Here is a 16865-nt window from a genome sequence, read left to right as displayed (position 1 = left end):
TACGGCCAGCTCTATGTCGAAAGCGACCCCATGAACAACAACCCGGGCATGCGAGAGGCGTTCGCCGGGCAGAGCGTCGGCCTGTGCGGCGCCGCAGTACCCGGCGCACTTTTCTCCGCACCGGTCTGCACACCGGCCACGTCGGCTTCACCGTCGAAGTGCGCGGCCAGGCCCCCGCGCTGGACCCGGCCTGGGAAGACGTGGTGGAGGTCTCGTTCTACCCGCTCTCCGAGCAGAGCTTCCTGATGCAGTGGGCCGGTGAGGACTCCTGGGAATTGGACTTGAAAGAGGGACTCGACTACCGGGTCCGGTACTGCGCGCGCGGCATGGACCAGGCCCGCGAGAAAGACACCCGACTCGACGATGAGCCACAACTGGACCGCTACCTGCTCCAGTTCTGGCCCGCCCCACCCGAACCCGACCGCGTAGTGCGCCAAACCTCTCGGTACGCGGCCACTGCCAGCGACTGGGCCCGACAGGAACCTGATACCGAGTTCCGCGCGCGGTCCCTCATGGCCCAGCGGCGGGCACTGCTCATACCGGAGGGATCCGAATCGTCCCACGACGCCGAGACACCGGATATCGCGGCTATATCTCGTGAGGCCGAACTCCGTTCTGTCCGCGCGCAATTGACCGCGCTGAGCTCCTCTCCCGCAGCACTGTCCTGGGATTGGGTCGCCGGCTTCGTCCTGCCGGCCGACCGGCCCGGTCATGTCGAAGCGTTCCTCGAGCACGTCGGTGAGCGCGCTTTCGCCCTCGGTACCGTTCTGGCGTCACTGGAATCCGGGCAGGACTTCTACTTGGCTTTCGTGACACCGACCGAGTTCGAACAGCTCTCGCGACTTCTCACCGCACACGGGATGAGCGCGGAGAGCATTCGGGATGGCCACTGGGCGCCCCTGGCGAGTGGGTATGTCGACAAATCCGCGACTGACGCGATCAGAGCCTGGGCCGTGGCCAACGGCCACATCATCGATGCGGCAGCCTCCGGAACGGCGATCACGTACATCCAGAGTTCCGAGCCGGACCAACCCGCCTGACGCCATTCGTTCTGCTCCGGCAACCCCTCCAATGGTGTCTCATGTGCATCAGCCAGTGCGGGAAATCTCTCAGCGCGTCAAGGTTCGACTACGCCGACCGGCTCGATGTGTCGGCGTTCGCGAACCGCCGCCGGACCATGGCGAACCCGGAACTCACGACGTCGAGGCCACCGATGATGGCAACCACCACCCCTACCTTGGGCAAAGAAATCACAGGCGTCTCGATATGGCCGGCGAACAACCACAGCGCCAAACCGATAGCCAGCAGTGCGACGCCGATGAGGATCGAAATGACATGGTTGCGCATGCTTCTCCTTCCAGCTGCGGTGATCGGGCCGGCCCGCCGAGCTGTCTTTGCTAGTACGACTGTACTACCATAACCTAGGTGCCCAAACTCATCGACCATGCGCAGCGACAGCAGGAGATCGCCGAGGCGGTCTGGCGGGTGATCCAGCGCGACGGTGTGAGCGCGGTATCGGTCCGGGATGTGGCAGCGGAGGCCGGGATTTCGACCGGGTCCCTGCGCCACGTGTTCGCCAGTAAGGCAGAACTGCTGGCTTATTCGATGCGGCTGGTGCAGAAGCGAGTTCGCGAACGGGCCGAGGCGCACGTGACGATCACCGACCCCTGGGAACGAGCCCTCGCCGTCATCGCCGAGTTTCTCCCGCTCGACGCCAATCGGCGCTGCGAGATGGACGTCAATCTCGCACTGGTCGCCGAAAGTCCGGCCCACCCGCTACTGAAAGAAATCGCACTGGACGCCTACCGGGAACTGCGCGCGGGCTGTGTGACGGTGCTGACCCGACTGGCCGAATACGGGCTGATCAGGCCCGCACTCGACATCGATGCCGAGGCGATCCGGCTGCACGCGCTGATCGACGGAATAGCGCTGCACGCACTGCTCGGCGATGCCGGCGCCGTGCACACGGCCGAATCCGTCATTGTTCAACACCTGCGGAGTCTCGCCTGAAGCCCGAACCCCTGATGATGCAGTGGGGCGACACGTACGCCGCCGACCCCGAGGGCACCCTTCTGGATGTCCGCCGGGCCAGCTGCGGCGCCCCCATCCGGGCAATGGTCGAATGTAGTTACCACCACGAAGCGATCGCCCACGATCAGATCGTGGTCAGCGCGGGAGCATCGGCCCGCGAACGCTAGTCCCGCCCACCATTCGAAGGAAACAGCCATGGCCGAAGATTTCCCGCATCTGGATCTGTCCGCCGACGAGGTACTGACCACCACCCGGTCGGTGCGCAAGCGCCTCGACTTGGAGCGACCCGTGCCACTGGAGGTGGTGACCGACGCGCTCGAGGTGGCGTTGCAGGCGCCGTCGGGCAGCAATACGCAGGGCTGGCATTGGCTCGTGCTGACCGACCCGGAACCGAAGAAGATCGTGGCGGAGTACTACCGCAAGTCCTACTTCGCCTACGCCGAGGCAGGCGCGGCCGCCCGGGCGGCAAAACCGCCGAAAGACCTCGAGACGGCGGAGAAGGTGGCCTCCAGCGCCACCTACCTGGCGGAGATCATGGAACAGGTACCGGCCCTGGTGATCGGAGCCATCCACGTCCCGGGTGGCCAACTCCCGGAAGGGAATCAAGCCGGACTGTGGGGTTCACTGTTGCCGGCAGCGTGGAGTCTGGCATTGGCGCTGCGGGAGCGCGGACTGGGGTCGGCGTGGACGACGTTGCATCTCGAATACGAGCGTGAGGTCGCGCAGGCGTTGGGCATCCCCGCGAACATTCGGCAGGGCGTACTGCTGCCGGTGGCGTATACGAAGGGCACGGAGTTCAAGCCCGCCAAGCGCGCTCCACTCGAAACGGTGCTGCACGTCAACGGGTGGTAGCTATCCCCGAATCCAGGGGCGCCATGCGGGTCAGGCGGTCGCAGATTCGGATCCTGTCAGCCCGACCAGGTCGGGGGCGGTTTCCGCCCCATCTCCACCCTCGGCCGGCGATCGAGTGATCGATCGCCGGGGCACAGGTCACAGGTCCCCGAGGGTGAAGTAGTTCTCCTCCTGCTGGACAAAGTGCAGTCGCAGCACGGCATTCAACCCGTAGAGGCAAGCCAGCAGATCATCCCGCTGACCGAGACCGATCCCGCCATCGGCATCGGCCTGCTCCAGATGCGCGTGCAAACGCCTTGCGAGACGGTCGATTTCGGTATGCGACCGGACCATGGTGGCGGTCGCTTCGGCACCGCCGAGGGGGGCGGCCAGCGCCGGATACAGTTCGCGTTCCTCGGCGTCCTCGTGCGGCAGCAAGGTGTCGGACAAGAAGCTGTCCACGCGGCGCAACGCAGCGTGTGCGGCGTTCAGGTCACCGTCTGCGAGCAGGCCCGCGGTCTCGCGCAGCAGCGCCAGGTCCTCGCGCATGTCGTCGTGCTCCTCCGAAAAGCGTTGCAGCAGTTGGGTGGTGGCCTGAGGTAGCCGCTGGTTCTCCTCTCGTCCGCCGCGCAAGGCGCGCAGCGCGTTGAGGATTACCGCGATGTCGATGACCTCCTGCAGCAGCGCGCCCGCGGCGGGCGGTAGCAGTCCGAAGGCGGCGAAAACCATGGCCACCAACGACATTCCCATTCCGGCGACCGCGCTCTGTGTGGCGATCGCACGGGATCGGCGGGCGATGGTCATGGTGTCGGCGAGGTGGTCGAGGCGGTCGGTGAGGAGAATGACGTCGGCGGCCTCCGAGGCCGCGGTGGAGCCGCGCGCGCCCATCGCCACGCCGACCGTCGCCGCGGCCAGCGCGGGTGCGTCGTTGATGCCGTCGCCGACCATCACGGTCGCGGCGCGCGCGGTTTCGGCGCGCACCCGCCCCACCTTGTCGGCAGGACTCTGCTCGGAGTAGACCTCGTCGATGCCGAGGACCGCGCCGACTTCCTCGGCGGGTTCGCGCCGATCTCCGGTCAACATGACCAGGCGATTCAACCCCGTCTCGCGCAGCCGGCGCAGGGTTCGGGCGGCATCACCGCGGATCGGATCGGTCAGCAGGACAGCGCCGGTCAGCTCGGAGCCGACGGCGACCCAGGCCACGGCCGCACCATCGAGTGCGGCGCGCGTGCGCACCGCGCGGGCCCATCCCGCATCATCGCCGGGCATCCGCAGATTGCCTACTTCGACGACCCGCCCGTCCACGACGGCGCGCACCCCGGTACCCGCTTCCTCGTGCACGTCGGCGGGAACCGAGAGCACCAGATCGCGCTTGCCGGCTTCTTCCACAATCGCTTCGGCGAGCACGTGGGCCGAGAGCTGATCGGCCGAGGCGGCCATACGCAGGACCTCCAGCGGGTCGCCGCCGGGCGCGGTCAGCACCTCGATGCCCGTGGGCCGTCCGGTGGTCAGCGTTCCGGTCTTGTCCATCAGCAAAGTCGTTGCGTGCCCCAGGTTCTCGAGCGCTCCGCCGTCGCGGATCACGACCCCGAGCCGGGAGGCGCGCGAAAGTCCCGACACGATCGCCACGGGCACGGCCAGCAGCAGCGGGCACGGTGTCGCCACCACCAGCACTGCGACCGCTCGGACCGCGGACCCGCTGAACACCCAGGCCGCCCCGGCCACCACGAGTGCCAGCGGCAGGAACCAGCCGGCGATCCGATCGGCGACGCGGACCATCGGCGCGCGTTCGGAAGCGGCGTTCTGGGCCAGTGCCACGATGCCGGCGTAGGTGCTGTCCTGTGCGCTGGCGCGTGCCCGCAGCTCGAAAGCCGTTCCCGCATTGACGATTCCGCTGCGCAGCAGTTCGCCGTGCCCCCGGGTGACGGTGAGCGGCTCGCCGGTGAGCGCGGATTCGTCGAGTTCGGCGTTATCGGCGCTGAGCCAGCCGTCGACCGGCACGACCTCGCCAGGACCGACGAGCAGGATGTCGCCCGCGGCCACCGCATCCAGCGGCACCACCTCGATGCTCTCGCCGAGGCGACGGCGGGCGGTGCGCGGCGCCCGATCCAGCAGCACGCGCAGATCCTTGGCGGCGCGCCGTTCAGCTGCCGCGTCCAGCGCCGCACCGGTTGCGAGCATGACGCCGATCAGCGCGCCGGCCAGGTACTCCCCGACCAGCAGGGTGCCGATCAGCGCCAGCCACGCGATCATGTCGACGCCGAGCCGGCCCTTGCGCAGCGCCGCCACCACTTCCTCCGTCGCGGCCAGCCACGCGATGACGGTGCCGGTGATCCAGAAGACGTCGGCCGCCTTGTGCGCCCCGATCAGCCACATCAGCCCACCGAGTCCGAGCGCCAGCAGGCAGTTGGTCAGCAGGACAGCGGTTTTCGCTCGCCGCAGCCGGTCCCGTATCCGCCGGAGCCGTCCGGATGTGTTGCCCGCCATGTCGATCGTGCCCGGGCTCACTGTGGCGGAGGGACGACGACAATCGGACACTGCGCCCGGTCGAGCAGTGAACTGCTGGTCGAACCCAGCAGCAGCCGGGCGAACCCACCACGACCGCGGCTGCCGACCACGATCAGCTGGGCCGATTCCGACCTGGACAGCAGCTCGTCCTGGGGCGCGTTCTCGGACAGCTCGGGTTCCACGGTCACTCGCGGATACTCTTCCCGCCACCCTGCCAGTCGCTCGGACAACAGCGCCCGTGCCTGCGCGCCGGAATCGATGGCCTCGTCCGCGGATTGGAGCAATCGCGCGAACTTCCCGGCGAACGGGTCCGACCAGCAGTGCACGGCGACCAGTGCGGCGTTGCGCGAGGCCGCGACATCGAAGGCGACGGCCGTCGCGGCCTCGCTGACCGGGCTTCCGTCGACGCCGACGACGACCGGCCCGTCGACAGTGGGTCCGTTACGGCCTCCGCGTACCACCGCGACCGGGCCCTGCGCACGACTGGCCACCGAGAGCAGTACCGACCCGAGCCGCCCGAGACCGAGCCGGTCCTCGGGACCGCCGAGCACCACCAGGTAGGCACTGCGGGAATGCTCGATCAGCAACTCGACGGGATCTCCGGGCTCGATCTCGTGCCGGATCCGAAGTTCCGGGTCTACTTTGCGCGCGTGCGCTGTCGCTTCGGCCATGGCCTGTTCCGCCATGTCATAGACCGCTTCACGCAGCCATCGCGGCCGCGTCTTCGGTGGCCCATAGAGGGCGTCGAGGTTCAACCCACGGACGAGCAGCAATTCGCGGTTTCGCCGGGCGGCGACCTCGGCTGCCCACCGCGCCGCCAGATTCCCGGCCGGGCTTCCGTCGACCCCTACCACCACACTCGCCGAGGCCGGCGTGTGCGCCGCGCTGCCATCATCGTGGATCAACTGGTCCATCCCTTCGCTGACGTCGCCAGGGCACGCCTCGCCCGGATCAGAGGAGATCGACCGCGCCCGAGAGCGCGTATCGAAGCGCCTGTTCCATCTCGTCGAAATGCGCCTGACCACAGATCAGAGGCGGCGCCAGCTGAATGACGGGCTCGGCTCGATCGTCGGCGCGGCAGTGCAGCCCGGCTTCGAACAGCGCCTTGGAGATGTGGTCCTTCAGGACGCGCGTGGCCTGCTCGTCGGTGAACCGCGCCTTGCCGGCTCGGTCCTGCACCAGCTCGATGGCCCAGAAGTATCCGGCACCGCGCACCTCACCGACGATCGGCAGGTCGTAGAGCTTTTCGAGCGTCGAACGGAATGCCGCCTCGTGGCCGCGGACACGGCCGTAAAGATCCTCGTTTCCGATGACGTCGAGGTTGGCCATGGCCACCGCGCAGCCGACCGGGTGCCCGCCGTAGGTGGAGCCGTGCATGAAAGTCGCACCGCGGGAGAAGGGTTCGAAGATTCGATCACTGACCAGCACTGCGCCCAGCGGCGCGTAGCCCGAGGTGAGACCCTTGGCCGTGGTGATGATGTCGGGCTGGTAGCCGAACTTCTGGGCGCCGAACTCGTATCCGAGCCGGCCGAAGGCACAGATCACCTCGTCGGAGACGAGCAGCACGTCGTGGCGGTCACAGATCTCCCGGACGCGCTGGAAATACCCCGGCGGTGGCACGAAGCAGCCACCGGTGTTCTGAACCGGTTCGAGAAACACCGCGGCCACCGATTCGGGGCCTTCGAACAGGATCGCTTCCTCGATCCGGTCAGCCGCCCACAGTCCGTAGGCTGCGTAGTCGTCGGCGTGCTCGGTGGCCCGGTAGAAATTGGTATTGGGCACGCGCTGGGTGCTCGGTATCAGTGGCTCGAATTGCGTTTTGGCACCGGGGATTCCCGTGATGGACAGAGCACCCATGGAGGTGCCGTGATACGCCATGGACCGGCTGATCACTTTGTGTTTCGTCGCCTTACCGGTCAGCTTGAAGAATTGGCGGATCAGCTTCCACGCGGTCTCCACCGCCTCACCGCCGCTGACCGTGAAGAACACCCGATTGATGTCGCCGGGCGCTGCTGCCGCGAGTCGCTCGGCCAGTGCCAGCGCGGGCGGCGTCGCGTATCCCCACAGCGGGAAATAGGCGAGCTCGCGGGTCTGCCGGGTGGCGGCTTCGATCAGCTCCGCACGTCCGTGCCCGACCTGGACCGCGAACAGGCCCGCCAGGCCGTCGAGGTAGCGCCGGCCGGTTTGGTCATAGATGTAGGCGCCTTCACCACGGACGATGACCGGGACCTCATTCTCGCTCCCGGCTCCTTGCGGGGTGAAGTGCATCCATAGGTTGTCACGCACGATGCGCGCTGCCTCCGAGGCGGACATCGACCGAGCGCTCGCGGACATGCTCTCCTCCTGAGTTCTCATCGCACCGCCGCAGCGATCGCAGTGCCGGGTCACCGGGGCACGGATATTCACAGTTCAGCAACCATGCGATGCGAGCCTAAGCAGCCGAATCGGCGGCTGTCCAGCACGGACAAAGGCGGCCCTGCCTCCCGAAATCGGCTTCCGAGCAGGCCCGACCAACGCGCTCGGAGAATTATCGCAATCGAATAGCAACCAATCACGAGTCGATCGTTACCCGGTGAACGGCGCGAAGAATCGAGACGCAGATTCGTCACCGGTTGTCGGCGACAGCGAGCTTGTCCAGGGCAGCGGCGGCGAAGGAACGGCCGGCCGCGATGATCGGCGCGGCGCGATGGAAATCCATCGTGCCGCAGATGTTCAGGGGAATTTCGATGACGAGGTCTGGCGGGTGCGCGGCCAGACGCGTACGAGTCAGCGCCGCCAGCATCAAGTCGATGGCGCGTTGTGCCACGTCGATGGCGCCGACACCGGCGAGGGGGTGCACTTCGGCGGGCGAGCGAGCATGGCGATGCGCGGGCATGCGCCACCACTGACCGAGCCAGGTGGCCGGTGGCGGTTCGCGGTCGTAGGCCGGGTCCGGAGCGGCGGTGAGATCCACGCCGATGATCATGTCCGCGGGGCCGAGCGCCATGGTGGCCACGACGGGTAGCGGGTCCAAGACGCCCCCGTCGACGAGAACGCGGCCGTCGATGAGCACCGGGGTGATGAAGCCGGGGATGGCGATAGAGGCCCGGATCGCCGAATCGAGATCACCGTCCTGGAACCAGATCGAACGCCCCGCGCCGAGATCGGTGGCGACGGCGACATACGGAATATCGAGGTCTTCGATCCGGACGGAGCCCAGTAGTTCGCGAATTCGGTCGAGCACCTTGGTCGCGCGGATCACGCCGGGTTCGGTGAGCGCCGGATCGAGCAGACGAACGACTTCGAACTGCCCGAGAGTGGTTGCCCACTCGGCGAATTCGTCCAGCCGACCGGCCGCGAGCAAGCCGCCGACCAGGGCGCCCATCGAGGAACCCGCGACCCCGACGATCTCGTATCCCCGGTCCCGCAGTTCGGCGATCACGCCGATGTGGGCATAGCCGCGCGCACCGCCGCTCCCCAGCGCGAGCTTGACACGCTTACTAGTCGCCATCTCGGCCTCCTGCGGATGATCCGGATCGGTTTTCCACAGTTGTTGCTCCGAGTCCCGATCTTATCGAAGACTGCGTGTCGAGTACGGGGTTCGAAAATTCACTGGGATCGTGACCGATATGAATTCCGGCTCACCGCTCCCAGCCGCCGCAGCGGCGGTATTCGCCGCGGACTTCGAATGGTTCCGTCACGACTGGCTGACCGGTCTGTCCGACATCGTCTATCTCTGGATCGTCGCGCCACTGCTCATCGCCGCGGGCGCGTACTTCACCATCCGCACCTGCGGCGTTCAATTCCGTCGATTCCTCGCTGCCGCGCGTCTTTCGATGCATACCGGACTCTTCGCCGACGACAACGATTCGGCCCGCGACGACGCCCAGACCATTTCGGGCTTCGCCGCATTCTGTGTCGGATTGGCCGCCCGCACCGGCACCGGAAACATTGCCGGGATGGCGGTCGCGCTCGTAGTGGGCGGGCCCGGGGCGATTCTGTGGATGTGGGTGGTCGCCGCGCTGAGCATGGCGTGCTCGGTGGTCGAGAATACGCTCGCGCAAATCTACAAGGAACCGCTCGCCGACGGTTCCTTCCGCGGCGGTCCGGCCTTCTACCTGCAGAAGGGCCTCGGAACGGCACGGGTGGCGCGCGTCTTCGCCGTGCTGTTCCTCCTCGCGGTCGGCTTTGCGTTCGTCATGGTGCAGGCGAACACGATTACCGATGCGATCAGTGGTGCCACCCAGGTGGACGCCCGGGCGGTAGCGGTGCCCATGGCCGCGTGCACCGCGTGGATCATCTTTCGCGGCGCCAGTCACGCCAGCCGCTTCCTGGGCACCATAACCCCGTGGGTGGCCGGGGCATACATCGTTTTCGGCCTGACCGTCCTGTTCATCAATATCGGGCAGTTGCCGGACGTGCTGCGCGTGATCGTGGAATCGGCGTTCGGTGTCGGCCCGATGGCCGCGGGCTTGGCGGGCGGCATGATGATCGCGGTTACTACCGGTGCACGCCGTGGATTGTTCTCCAACGAAGCGGGAATGGGGATGTCACCCAACGCCGCAGGCAGCGCCACGGGCCCTCATCCTGCCGATCAGGGATTCGTGCAAGCGTTCGGTGTCTTCATCTCCACCTACGTCATCTGCACCCTGTCGGCGCTGGTTATCCTCCTTGCCGCAGGTGCGGCCTACACGCCCGGGCAGGAGGGCGGTCTGAACGGGGCGCAGTTGGTCGGGGTCGCGGCCGGTAACCAATTCGGCGCGGCCGGTGAGGTTTTCATCGTGCTGGCGCTGTTCCTGTTCGGATACCAGTCGATCATCGCCAATTACACGATGTGCGAAGGCAATATCACCAATATTTTCGGATGGGGCGCGCGTCGGCTGTTCGCATTTCGCGCTCTTCTCATCACGGCGATTCTGACCGGGTCCGTCCTGACACTGGAAACAGTGTGGGCGGTCGGTGACATATTCGTGGCCGCGATGGCGGTCATCAACTTGACAGCGATCGTTGCGCTGTTCTCCCGAGCCCGCGTAGTGATTGCCGACTGGGATACCCAGTGCCGCGCGAAACAGCGGCCGATTTTTCACGAAAGCACTCTGCCACAGCCCGTTCCCGGTGGGGTCTGGAGCGTGCCGGGCGGACACAATCCCCTGCGCAAGAGCCCTGCGAGCTGACCTCGACCTGGGAGCGGCGACGCACGACAACCTGCCGTTGTCGTGGTCAGCGAGAATTTCCCGTGCGGATTCGGCGGCGAACGGCGACACTGATCGCACCGGGCCCGAATCATGGTCCGCTGGGGAGCGAGGGTCGAATGCGTACTGCGGCAGTGATATCGGCGGCGCTGTTGGTGCTGCTCACCGTCGGATGTGGCGTTGTGGAGGAGGCGGGCAAGTCTGCCGTGCAGAAAGGTGATTGCCTGACCCAGGAGGGTACCGAGTTCAAGAAGGTCGACTGCGGGGGCGCGGCCTACGTGGTGGTCGGGCGGGCCGGAACGGGGCAGCCGCAGAAGGGGTGCATCGACGTGGCGGGCACCCAGTACGTCTACTACGAGGACGGCAGCGACGTCTGCGTCGGAACCAAGGGCGCCGACCATGCCTCCGCGGTGAACGTCGCTCAGGTCGGCGAGTGCCTGACCGAGGCCAGTGGCGACCCGAAGCGGGTGGAATGCACGGATCCGACGGCCCGGTACCGAATATTGGCCCGCGAGACCGCGAGCACCATCGGCCCGGACATGGCGTGCCAGAAGGTGTCCGGGACCGAGCGGAGCTACACCTTTCTCTTGAAAACCACCGCGGGGATCGGCAAAGGGTTGGGCTCGGATATCGCATTCTGCTTGGCGGGCAAGGACACTGACACCTCGAAGACCGTCGACAACGCCAAGAAGGGAAGTTGCTTGCAGAAAACCGGGAGCAACACCATGACGATTGTCGACTGCGCCAGCCCGGAAGCCGACTACAAGGTGCTGCTTTCCGGCATGGACCAGAGCTGGTGCAATCCCGTGTCCGGTGTGATCGCCACCTACAGCTTCAAACGCCCGGGCGAAATCTTCACCACCTACCTCTGCCTGGGCTCGCCTCGCTGAGCAGCGATCCCACGTCAGCGCGGGAGCTTCGGCCGGCCGGTGCTGGATAGGACCGGGACGCGCCGGTCGCGAAATCGCGCAACCTTGCGAGTTCGCGGCTCCTCGCGGACAGCCACGAGGGTGGCGCTACATCGCGGCTTGGAGGGAGTCCATCTCCGCGCGCAGGGCGGCGATCTCGGCGGCCAGCTGCGCGCGGAGGTGTTCTCGTTCGTGCAGGCTCGCCCGCATGCTCTCGATGGTGTCGTCCATGCCCGCGAGCTTGCGGTCCGCGCCGGTGAGGTGCCACTCGATGACGGCCCGCCGGTCCACGGAAACGCTGGCGGTGCTGACCCAGTTCAAGGCGTAGTCGAGCCAATTCGGGGCCTTGGGCATTTTCTCGGTGTCCCAACCGCGACGGTTCGCGAGCTTGGTGGACAGGATGCGATCCCCGCCCGCGTCCATCATTCGGACTTCGCCGAGTTTGCCGACACTGGTCACCATCGCAGCGAACCGGTAGCAGCCCGCCAGGTGCATGCGCAGTTCGGCGGTGCCGCGGCCGTCGACATCCAGGTCGCCCAGCCATGGCCCGTCTGCTACCTCGAGGATCGCTTCCAAGACGCTGGTCTGGCCTGCCCCACCGCGCAGCCGCGTCGTCCGAGTGCGCAGGTCCTCAGGTGTGGCAGCCATCTGATCCCAATGCATCCCACGTCACTCCACATCTACCCGGCATACGAACAGCAACCCTACGAAGATAGCGACACAGTCGGGCACAGCCCAATTCCGCCGCACCCACGGCGTGGTCGATCCGCCCACCACCCTGGCGGGCTGCTGCAGCATCCACCGACAACCTAGTCGGGACCTTCAGGCCACATATCCCTGCTCGGATCGGAGCGTACGCGGCGGTTCCCGCCGGTGAGACGATCGCGGCGATCGGTATCACGCGATCGAACCGCTCCCGGTGCCCGCGGAGACCAACTCACCGAGTATCCAGTGGAATCCGCCGGATGCCTGCGGCGCACCACGAAGCCGCAGGACATCACCGACAGGTCAGCGGGTGCGCGGATCCCGCAGCGCCGCCATCGCTTCCATGAGCGAGGAGTGAACGGCGGTCAACTCCGGTGTCGCGAACGACTCCCAGGACTGGTCCTCCCCGGCGGACTCGGCCTGCCCCCAGTCACTTTCGCCGGTGCCGTCCGCCGATTCCTCTTCCCAGGACGCGTTGCCCGGGTTGTGCTTGTACACCCACCACAGGTGGCCGAACGGGTCGGCGAAGCGGGAGAGCACGTCGCCCCAGAAATCTGTCGGCTCGGTCACGATCCGCGCACCCCGCGCGGCGGCCCGTTTCAACGTGGCGGATGGATCGTCGACGTAGACGCGGACGAAGGACGGCATATACGGCCAGTCCGGTTTGCGATCGGCGATCGTCACCGTCGAATCGCCGATCCGCAGTTCGGAATGCAGGATCAGGCCGTCGGTATCGGCGGTCCGCGTGCCGGGGACCTCGATCGCCCCGAACACATCGACGAGGAAGTCGAGCAGACCTGCGGCATCGTCGGTCCAGATGAAGGGATCTACCGTCGCGGATCCGGCGGGCGCGGCGGGGACGGCGGGAGTGGTGGACATTCTGTCTCCTTAAGTTGGTGGCCCCCAGCTTCGCCGTAGTTGCGGACAGTATGTGGCCACAAGTGCGCCTAGTCTCGAAGTGTGTCCACCAGCACCCGCACCCTGGCACTTCTCGGTCTCCTGCAAAGCCGTCGCCATTGGTCGGCCGGCGAGCTGGCCCGCCGGCTCGAGGTCAGTGAACGAACCGTCCGGCGTGATGTGCTCGGTCTCCAGCGGATCGGCTATCCGATCGTCACGACGCGCGGAACCGGCGGCGGCTATCAGCTCAGCGCAGGTGCGTGCCTGCCGCCACTGGTGCTGGGCGAGGAGGAGGCCGCCGCGACGGTGCTGGGGCTCAAAGAGATCGCCACCGGCGTCCATCCTGCCTCCGCGGAAGCCGCCATGAGCGCCATGGCGAAGATCGTCCAGGTCCTTCCCGCCGGGATCCGCCGCCGGATCGATAGTCTCCGTACCGTCGCGACCCCCGTCGGCGAGGGGTACAACCGAGCCGGGATCGACGATGTCACCGCACTGACCACGCTCGCACTCGCCTGCCGGGACGCCGACACCGTCTCGTACTCCTACCGTGGCGGCGCCACGTCACATCGCACCGTGCAACCGCATCGGATCGTCAATGTCGACGCCCGCCTCTACCTGGTGGCCTGGGATCTCGATCGCGCAGACTGGCGAACTTTCCGCATCGACCGCATCACGCAGCCATGCCGCACCGGCACCCGATTCGCACCGCGCCGACTGCCCGGCAGCGATCCGGTGGAATACGTCCGGGACCGGATCGGCTCGATGCCGTCACGATACCGGGTCCACGCCACCATCGAGGCTCCCGTCGAACGAGTCAGAGCCGAGATCGCCCGCTACGGCACCGTCACCGCCATCGACTCCGGGGCGTGCGAGGTCCACATCGCCGCGGAATCCCTGGACTGGGCGGCATTCTGCCTCGTCTCCATCGGAGCGCCTTTCCTCGTGCACGGGCCACCCGAAGCCATCGATCTCATGCGGGATTGGGGGTCCAGGCTCCGCACCGCCACATCGACCACCGGAAACGGAGTCGGCTGACACGGCCCGATCGACATCCTGCCCGCCCGAGTCGCGGGAGCGGTGTGTTTGCTGGCGAACGGGTCCGGGTAGCGCTGTGATGTAACCGTAATTCGGCGAAGGTGAGGTGATCGGCGATGACGACACTCGAACAGCACTCTCGCGAAAGCGACAGCGCGGCTCTGGAATTCGACCTCGACCTGACATTCGACCACGAGATCCGCCAGGGCGTGCGCGAGTTGCTGGCGGCCGAGGACAACGCCGTGGTCAACGATGCGGTGTTGTGTACCGACGAGTTGGTGACCAATGCGCGACGGCACGGGGATCCCCCGCGTAGTTGCCGGATTTTCCGGCGCAGCGGCCCTGACCGGCTGCGGATCGAGGTCGAGGACACCGGGGCCGCCACACCGCGAGTGCGGGCGTCCGATGATCACGGCGGACGTGGCCTGCTGCTGCTGGACCGGCTGGCGCTGACATGGGGAGTGCTGACCGGCCCGGAATTCAAAACGGTCTGGGCAGAGTTGGCGCTGAGCCCGTCGGCCGTGCCCACGAGCGCGTGACCGCAGCCCGAAGTCGCGAACTCCGACTTCTGGCCGGTGCCTGCGGAATTCATCGCGAGGCGAGCCTGTTCGCGCCCGAGCCCGATCACGGACCCGGGCCGGTCGCCGCAGTAAGCACCGGTCCGGCGCTGCGGGGGCTGGAGTGACCTACAGGTTCGACGAACGAATCCGCCTGGTCGGGGGATCGAACCGCCGGCCCGAGCCCGCGCTCCTGAATCCGAGAACCGCGCCGCCGATGAGCAGCAAGGCTGCGAGGATGCCCAGGATGATCGGCAGGGTCTTGCCGAACAGGCTGAGCTTGTCCAAGCTCTCCCGGGTGACGGCCATCTGGGCCTCGATGGTCTCCTCGTCGAAGACGAGGTGCGACTTCAGAATGTCGACGTCGACCTGGCCCGCGCTGCGACCGTAGTACATATGGATCTTCTCGCCGCCCTTGAGGATGGCGCCGGTCTTCGGCTCCACCCACACGTCGCGGGTGTTGGTGTAGAAGCGGGTCATGGTGACCGGCTCGGTGCCCTCGAGGCCCCACTTGGCGGCGGGCAGCGCGAGCTGGTGGGCCGGGTGCTTGACGACGTCCCACATGTTCGTCACCGGGATGGTCTGCCGGAAGTGATACACCGGCACTCCGTTGATCTCCGACTCCTCGACGAAGTCGATGTCGTGGGTGGCGCGGGCGTTGAGGTCGAAGTACGGGTACGTCTTCTTCTCGGTCCCGATCGGGAAGCGGTACTGCAGGCCGCGGCGCTGCTGCTCGGTGGGGATCTCGGCGCCCGATTTCGGGTCCTGAGCCACGGCGATCGAACCATTGGGCGAGGCATCGATCGGCGCGCCGGTGACGCGGTCGATGGTGACGCGGTCGACCGAGGCGGTGAGCAGACCGTCCTTGGGGTCCTGGTCGTCGCGACGCAGCGTCTGGCCGGCCTGGAGGGTCATCTCGTCGGCGTCCGAGGGTTCCTCGATCGTCAGGAAACGCTGCGACACGAGCGGCACATTGGTGTTCACCTTGGCGGCCCCCTCGGGGGCGGTGAGCGACTTCGCTTCGAGCACAAGGCTTTCCTCGCCCGGAACGCTCTTGGCGATGGTGGTGACGCGCAGGTCGAGCGGGGTCTTGGCCACCTTGCCGACCGTGTAGGTGGGGATCATGACGGCGGCCGCGAGCAGCAGCGCGCCGAGTCCGACGAGGAGGCAGGCGATGAGCCTGCGCACGTTGCTCATCGCGCGCCGTACTGCACGCTGCCGAGCAGCGACGAGCCCGGATCACCGGACTCGGAGCCGGTGGGTGCCGGGATCGAATTCTGTTGCGCGCCCGCGGTGATGCCGAGAACGGCAATCACCCCGAGGACCGCGCCGGCGAGGCCGCTGACCAAGCCGGGAACGGCAATCTTCATAGATCGAACTCCAATTGCGTGGTGCGAAAGTCAGCCGACGGAGAAGAACCCGAGGGTCGGGGCGAACGAACAGGTGCGGTCACCGTCGGCGGCGGCCGTGGTGAGCGAGCCGGTGATCACGGCCGCGACCCGGCCGGGGCCGGTGTCGGCGATCGCGGACAGGGTGACCGGGCCGTCGGAGTTGATGCCTGCCGCGTTCGTGAGCGGCTGGGTGCCCGTGCGCCGGTTGTCGAGGTTGACCCACTGCACCGTCAGCGGCCGATTCTGCACGGCGGTAGCGCTTTTCGTGCCGAGCGCGGTGAACACGAAGCCGGTCTGACCCCCGGCCGGCCCAGGCGGGGGCAGCTCGGCCGGGCCGGGGACCGCCAGCGCGGTGCCGACGGAATCCGAGGTCGGGCCGACGCAGCCCTTACCGAGGGTCGGATAAAGAAACTGCGCGATGCGCGGGCCGTCCGACGGGGGCAGGTCCGGTCCGCCGCCGCCGCTGCCGTCGAGAAAAGTGATCGCCTTCTCGAGGGTGGCCTTGACCTGCGCTGGGATGCCGGGCGTTGCCAGCAGCACACGGACTTGGGCCAGGATCGCAGCCTGTCCACCGTCGGCGATCGGGCGAGGCGCGGAAACGACGCCTACGACCGTCGGCGCCAGCGCCGCGAGCGCGTCCGAGGGGACGTTCTCGGCGATGGCCGGGACACCCGGCCGCGGCGCGGCAGACTGAGGCGCAGCCATCGTGGGCGTGGATGCCACGATGGCCGCCCCCGCCGCTAGTACGAGGGCAGGCAATGCGGTTCGCGATGCTCGAGTGCTCAGCACTGGTCGGCCATCCTTTGTTCGCTGGGTAGATGAAGCGACCCG

Annotated in this window: 17 protein-coding genes; 7 read left to right on the top strand and 10 right to left on the bottom strand. The window is 67.1% G+C overall.

Annotation, left to right across the window (positions count from 1 at the left end; translation table 11 throughout):
• Positions 1 to 83 precede the first annotated feature (83 nt).
• Positions 84 to 1040, top strand: a complete 957-nt coding sequence (locus tag AB0I43_RS18675; protein ID WP_356980999.1) for a hypothetical protein — start codon at positions 84 to 86, stop codon at positions 1038 to 1040.
• Between the two features lie 88 nt (positions 1041 to 1128).
• Here AB0I43_RS18675 and AB0I43_RS18670 read toward each other — a convergent pair whose 3' ends face one another.
• Positions 1129 to 1347 (bottom strand): DUF5708 family protein, encoded by a 219-nt coding sequence (locus tag AB0I43_RS18670; protein ID WP_356980998.1) that lies wholly within the window; start codon positions 1345 to 1347, stop codon positions 1129 to 1131.
• A 78-nt stretch (positions 1348 to 1425) separates the two neighbouring features.
• Here AB0I43_RS18670 and AB0I43_RS18665 point away from each other — a divergent pair, with 78 nt between their 5' ends.
• Together AB0I43_RS18665 and AB0I43_RS18660 are read left to right on the top strand one after the other, a co-directional pair.
• Positions 1426 to 2010 (top strand): TetR family transcriptional regulator C-terminal domain-containing protein, encoded by a 585-nt coding sequence (locus tag AB0I43_RS18665; RefSeq protein WP_356980996.1) that lies wholly within the window; start codon positions 1426 to 1428, stop codon positions 2008 to 2010.
• Positions 2011 to 2226: 216 nt separating this feature from the next.
• Positions 2227 to 2883, top strand: a complete 657-nt coding sequence (locus AB0I43_RS18660; RefSeq protein ID WP_356980994.1) for a nitroreductase family protein — start codon at positions 2227 to 2229, stop codon at positions 2881 to 2883.
• A gap of 138 nt (positions 2884 to 3021) precedes the next feature.
• Here AB0I43_RS18660 and AB0I43_RS18655 read toward each other — a convergent pair whose 3' ends face one another.
• The 4 genes from AB0I43_RS18655 to AB0I43_RS18640 all read right to left on the bottom strand — a co-directional run bounded on the left by AB0I43_RS18655 (position 3022) and on the right by AB0I43_RS18640 (position 8860).
• Positions 3022 to 5349, bottom strand: coding sequence for a heavy metal translocating P-type ATPase (locus AB0I43_RS18655; RefSeq protein ID WP_356980993.1), 2328 nt, complete (start codon positions 5347 to 5349; stop codon positions 3022 to 3024).
• Positions 5350 to 5366: 17 nt separating this feature from the next.
• Complete coding sequence (locus tag AB0I43_RS18650) at positions 5367 to 6275, bottom strand: universal stress protein (protein ID WP_356980992.1); 909 nt, start codon at positions 6273 to 6275, stop codon at positions 5367 to 5369.
• 46 nt (positions 6276 to 6321) lie between these two features.
• On the bottom strand, positions 6322 to 7704 hold the full coding sequence (locus AB0I43_RS18645; protein WP_356980991.1) for an aspartate aminotransferase family protein: 1383 nt from the start codon (positions 7702 to 7704) through the stop codon (positions 6322 to 6324).
• 271 nt (positions 7705 to 7975) lie between these two features.
• Positions 7976 to 8860 carry a patatin-like phospholipase family protein gene (locus AB0I43_RS18640; protein WP_356980989.1) on the bottom strand — a complete coding sequence of 295 codons (885 nt, stop codon included), beginning with the start codon at positions 8858 to 8860 and terminating at the stop codon, positions 7976 to 7978.
• 118 nt (positions 8861 to 8978) lie between these two features.
• Between AB0I43_RS18640 and AB0I43_RS18635 the strand changes: the two genes are divergently transcribed.
• Both AB0I43_RS18635 and AB0I43_RS18630 read left to right on the top strand, forming a co-directional pair.
• On the top strand, positions 8979 to 10523 hold the full coding sequence (locus AB0I43_RS18635; protein ID WP_356981036.1) for an alanine/glycine:cation symporter family protein: 1545 nt from the start codon (positions 8979 to 8981) through the stop codon (positions 10521 to 10523).
• Between the two features lie 137 nt (positions 10524 to 10660).
• On the top strand, positions 10661 to 11431 hold the full coding sequence (locus AB0I43_RS18630) for a hypothetical protein (protein WP_357432460.1): 771 nt from the start codon (positions 10661 to 10663) through the stop codon (positions 11429 to 11431).
• A gap of 126 nt (positions 11432 to 11557) precedes the next feature.
• On the opposite strand, the gene AB0I43_RS18625 is transcribed toward AB0I43_RS18630, so the two are convergent.
• Together AB0I43_RS18625 and AB0I43_RS18620 are read right to left on the bottom strand one after the other, a co-directional pair.
• A complete protein-coding gene (locus AB0I43_RS18625) occupies positions 11558 to 12097 on the bottom strand; it encodes a hypothetical protein (protein ID WP_356980986.1) in 540 nt (179 codons plus the stop codon).
• A gap of 360 nt (positions 12098 to 12457) precedes the next feature.
• Positions 12458 to 13033 carry a VOC family protein gene (locus AB0I43_RS18620; protein WP_356980984.1) on the bottom strand — a complete coding sequence of 192 codons (576 nt, stop codon included), beginning with the start codon at positions 13031 to 13033 and terminating at the stop codon, positions 12458 to 12460.
• 81 nt (positions 13034 to 13114) lie between these two features.
• On the opposite strand from AB0I43_RS18620, the gene AB0I43_RS18615 reads away from it, so the two are divergent.
• Entirely contained in the window at positions 13115 to 14086 is a 972-nt protein-coding gene (locus AB0I43_RS18615) for a YafY family protein (RefSeq protein ID WP_356980983.1), read from the top strand.
• 116 nt (positions 14087 to 14202) lie between these two features.
• Complete coding sequence (locus tag AB0I43_RS18610; RefSeq protein ID WP_356980982.1) at positions 14203 to 14625, top strand: ATP-binding protein; 423 nt, start codon at positions 14203 to 14205, stop codon at positions 14623 to 14625.
• 147 nt (positions 14626 to 14772) lie between these two features.
• On the opposite strand, the gene AB0I43_RS18605 is transcribed toward AB0I43_RS18610, so the two are convergent.
• The 3 genes from AB0I43_RS18605 to AB0I43_RS18595 are packed head-to-tail and all read right to left on the bottom strand — an operon-like array spanning position 14773 to position 16739.
• Complete coding sequence (locus AB0I43_RS18605) at positions 14773 to 15840, bottom strand: DUF3068 domain-containing protein (RefSeq protein WP_356980981.1); 1068 nt, start codon at positions 15838 to 15840, stop codon at positions 14773 to 14775.
• Positions 15837 to 16013 (bottom strand): DUF2613 domain-containing protein, encoded by a 177-nt coding sequence (locus tag AB0I43_RS18600; RefSeq protein WP_356980980.1) that lies wholly within the window; start codon positions 16011 to 16013, stop codon positions 15837 to 15839. The genes AB0I43_RS18605 and AB0I43_RS18600 overlap by 4 nt, the downstream gene beginning before the upstream one ends.
• A gap of 30 nt (positions 16014 to 16043) precedes the next feature.
• On the bottom strand, positions 16044 to 16739 hold the full coding sequence (locus AB0I43_RS18595) for a hypothetical protein (RefSeq protein WP_356980978.1): 696 nt from the start codon (positions 16737 to 16739) through the stop codon (positions 16044 to 16046).
• Positions 16740 to 16865 lie beyond the last annotated feature (126 nt).

This window comes from Nocardia sp. NPDC050435 (assembly GCF_040655395.1).
GTDB lineage: Bacteria > Actinomycetota > Actinomycetes > Mycobacteriales > Mycobacteriaceae > Nocardia.
Note: the sequence above shows the minus strand (reverse complement) of the source record. Positions and strands in the feature narration are given on the sequence as shown.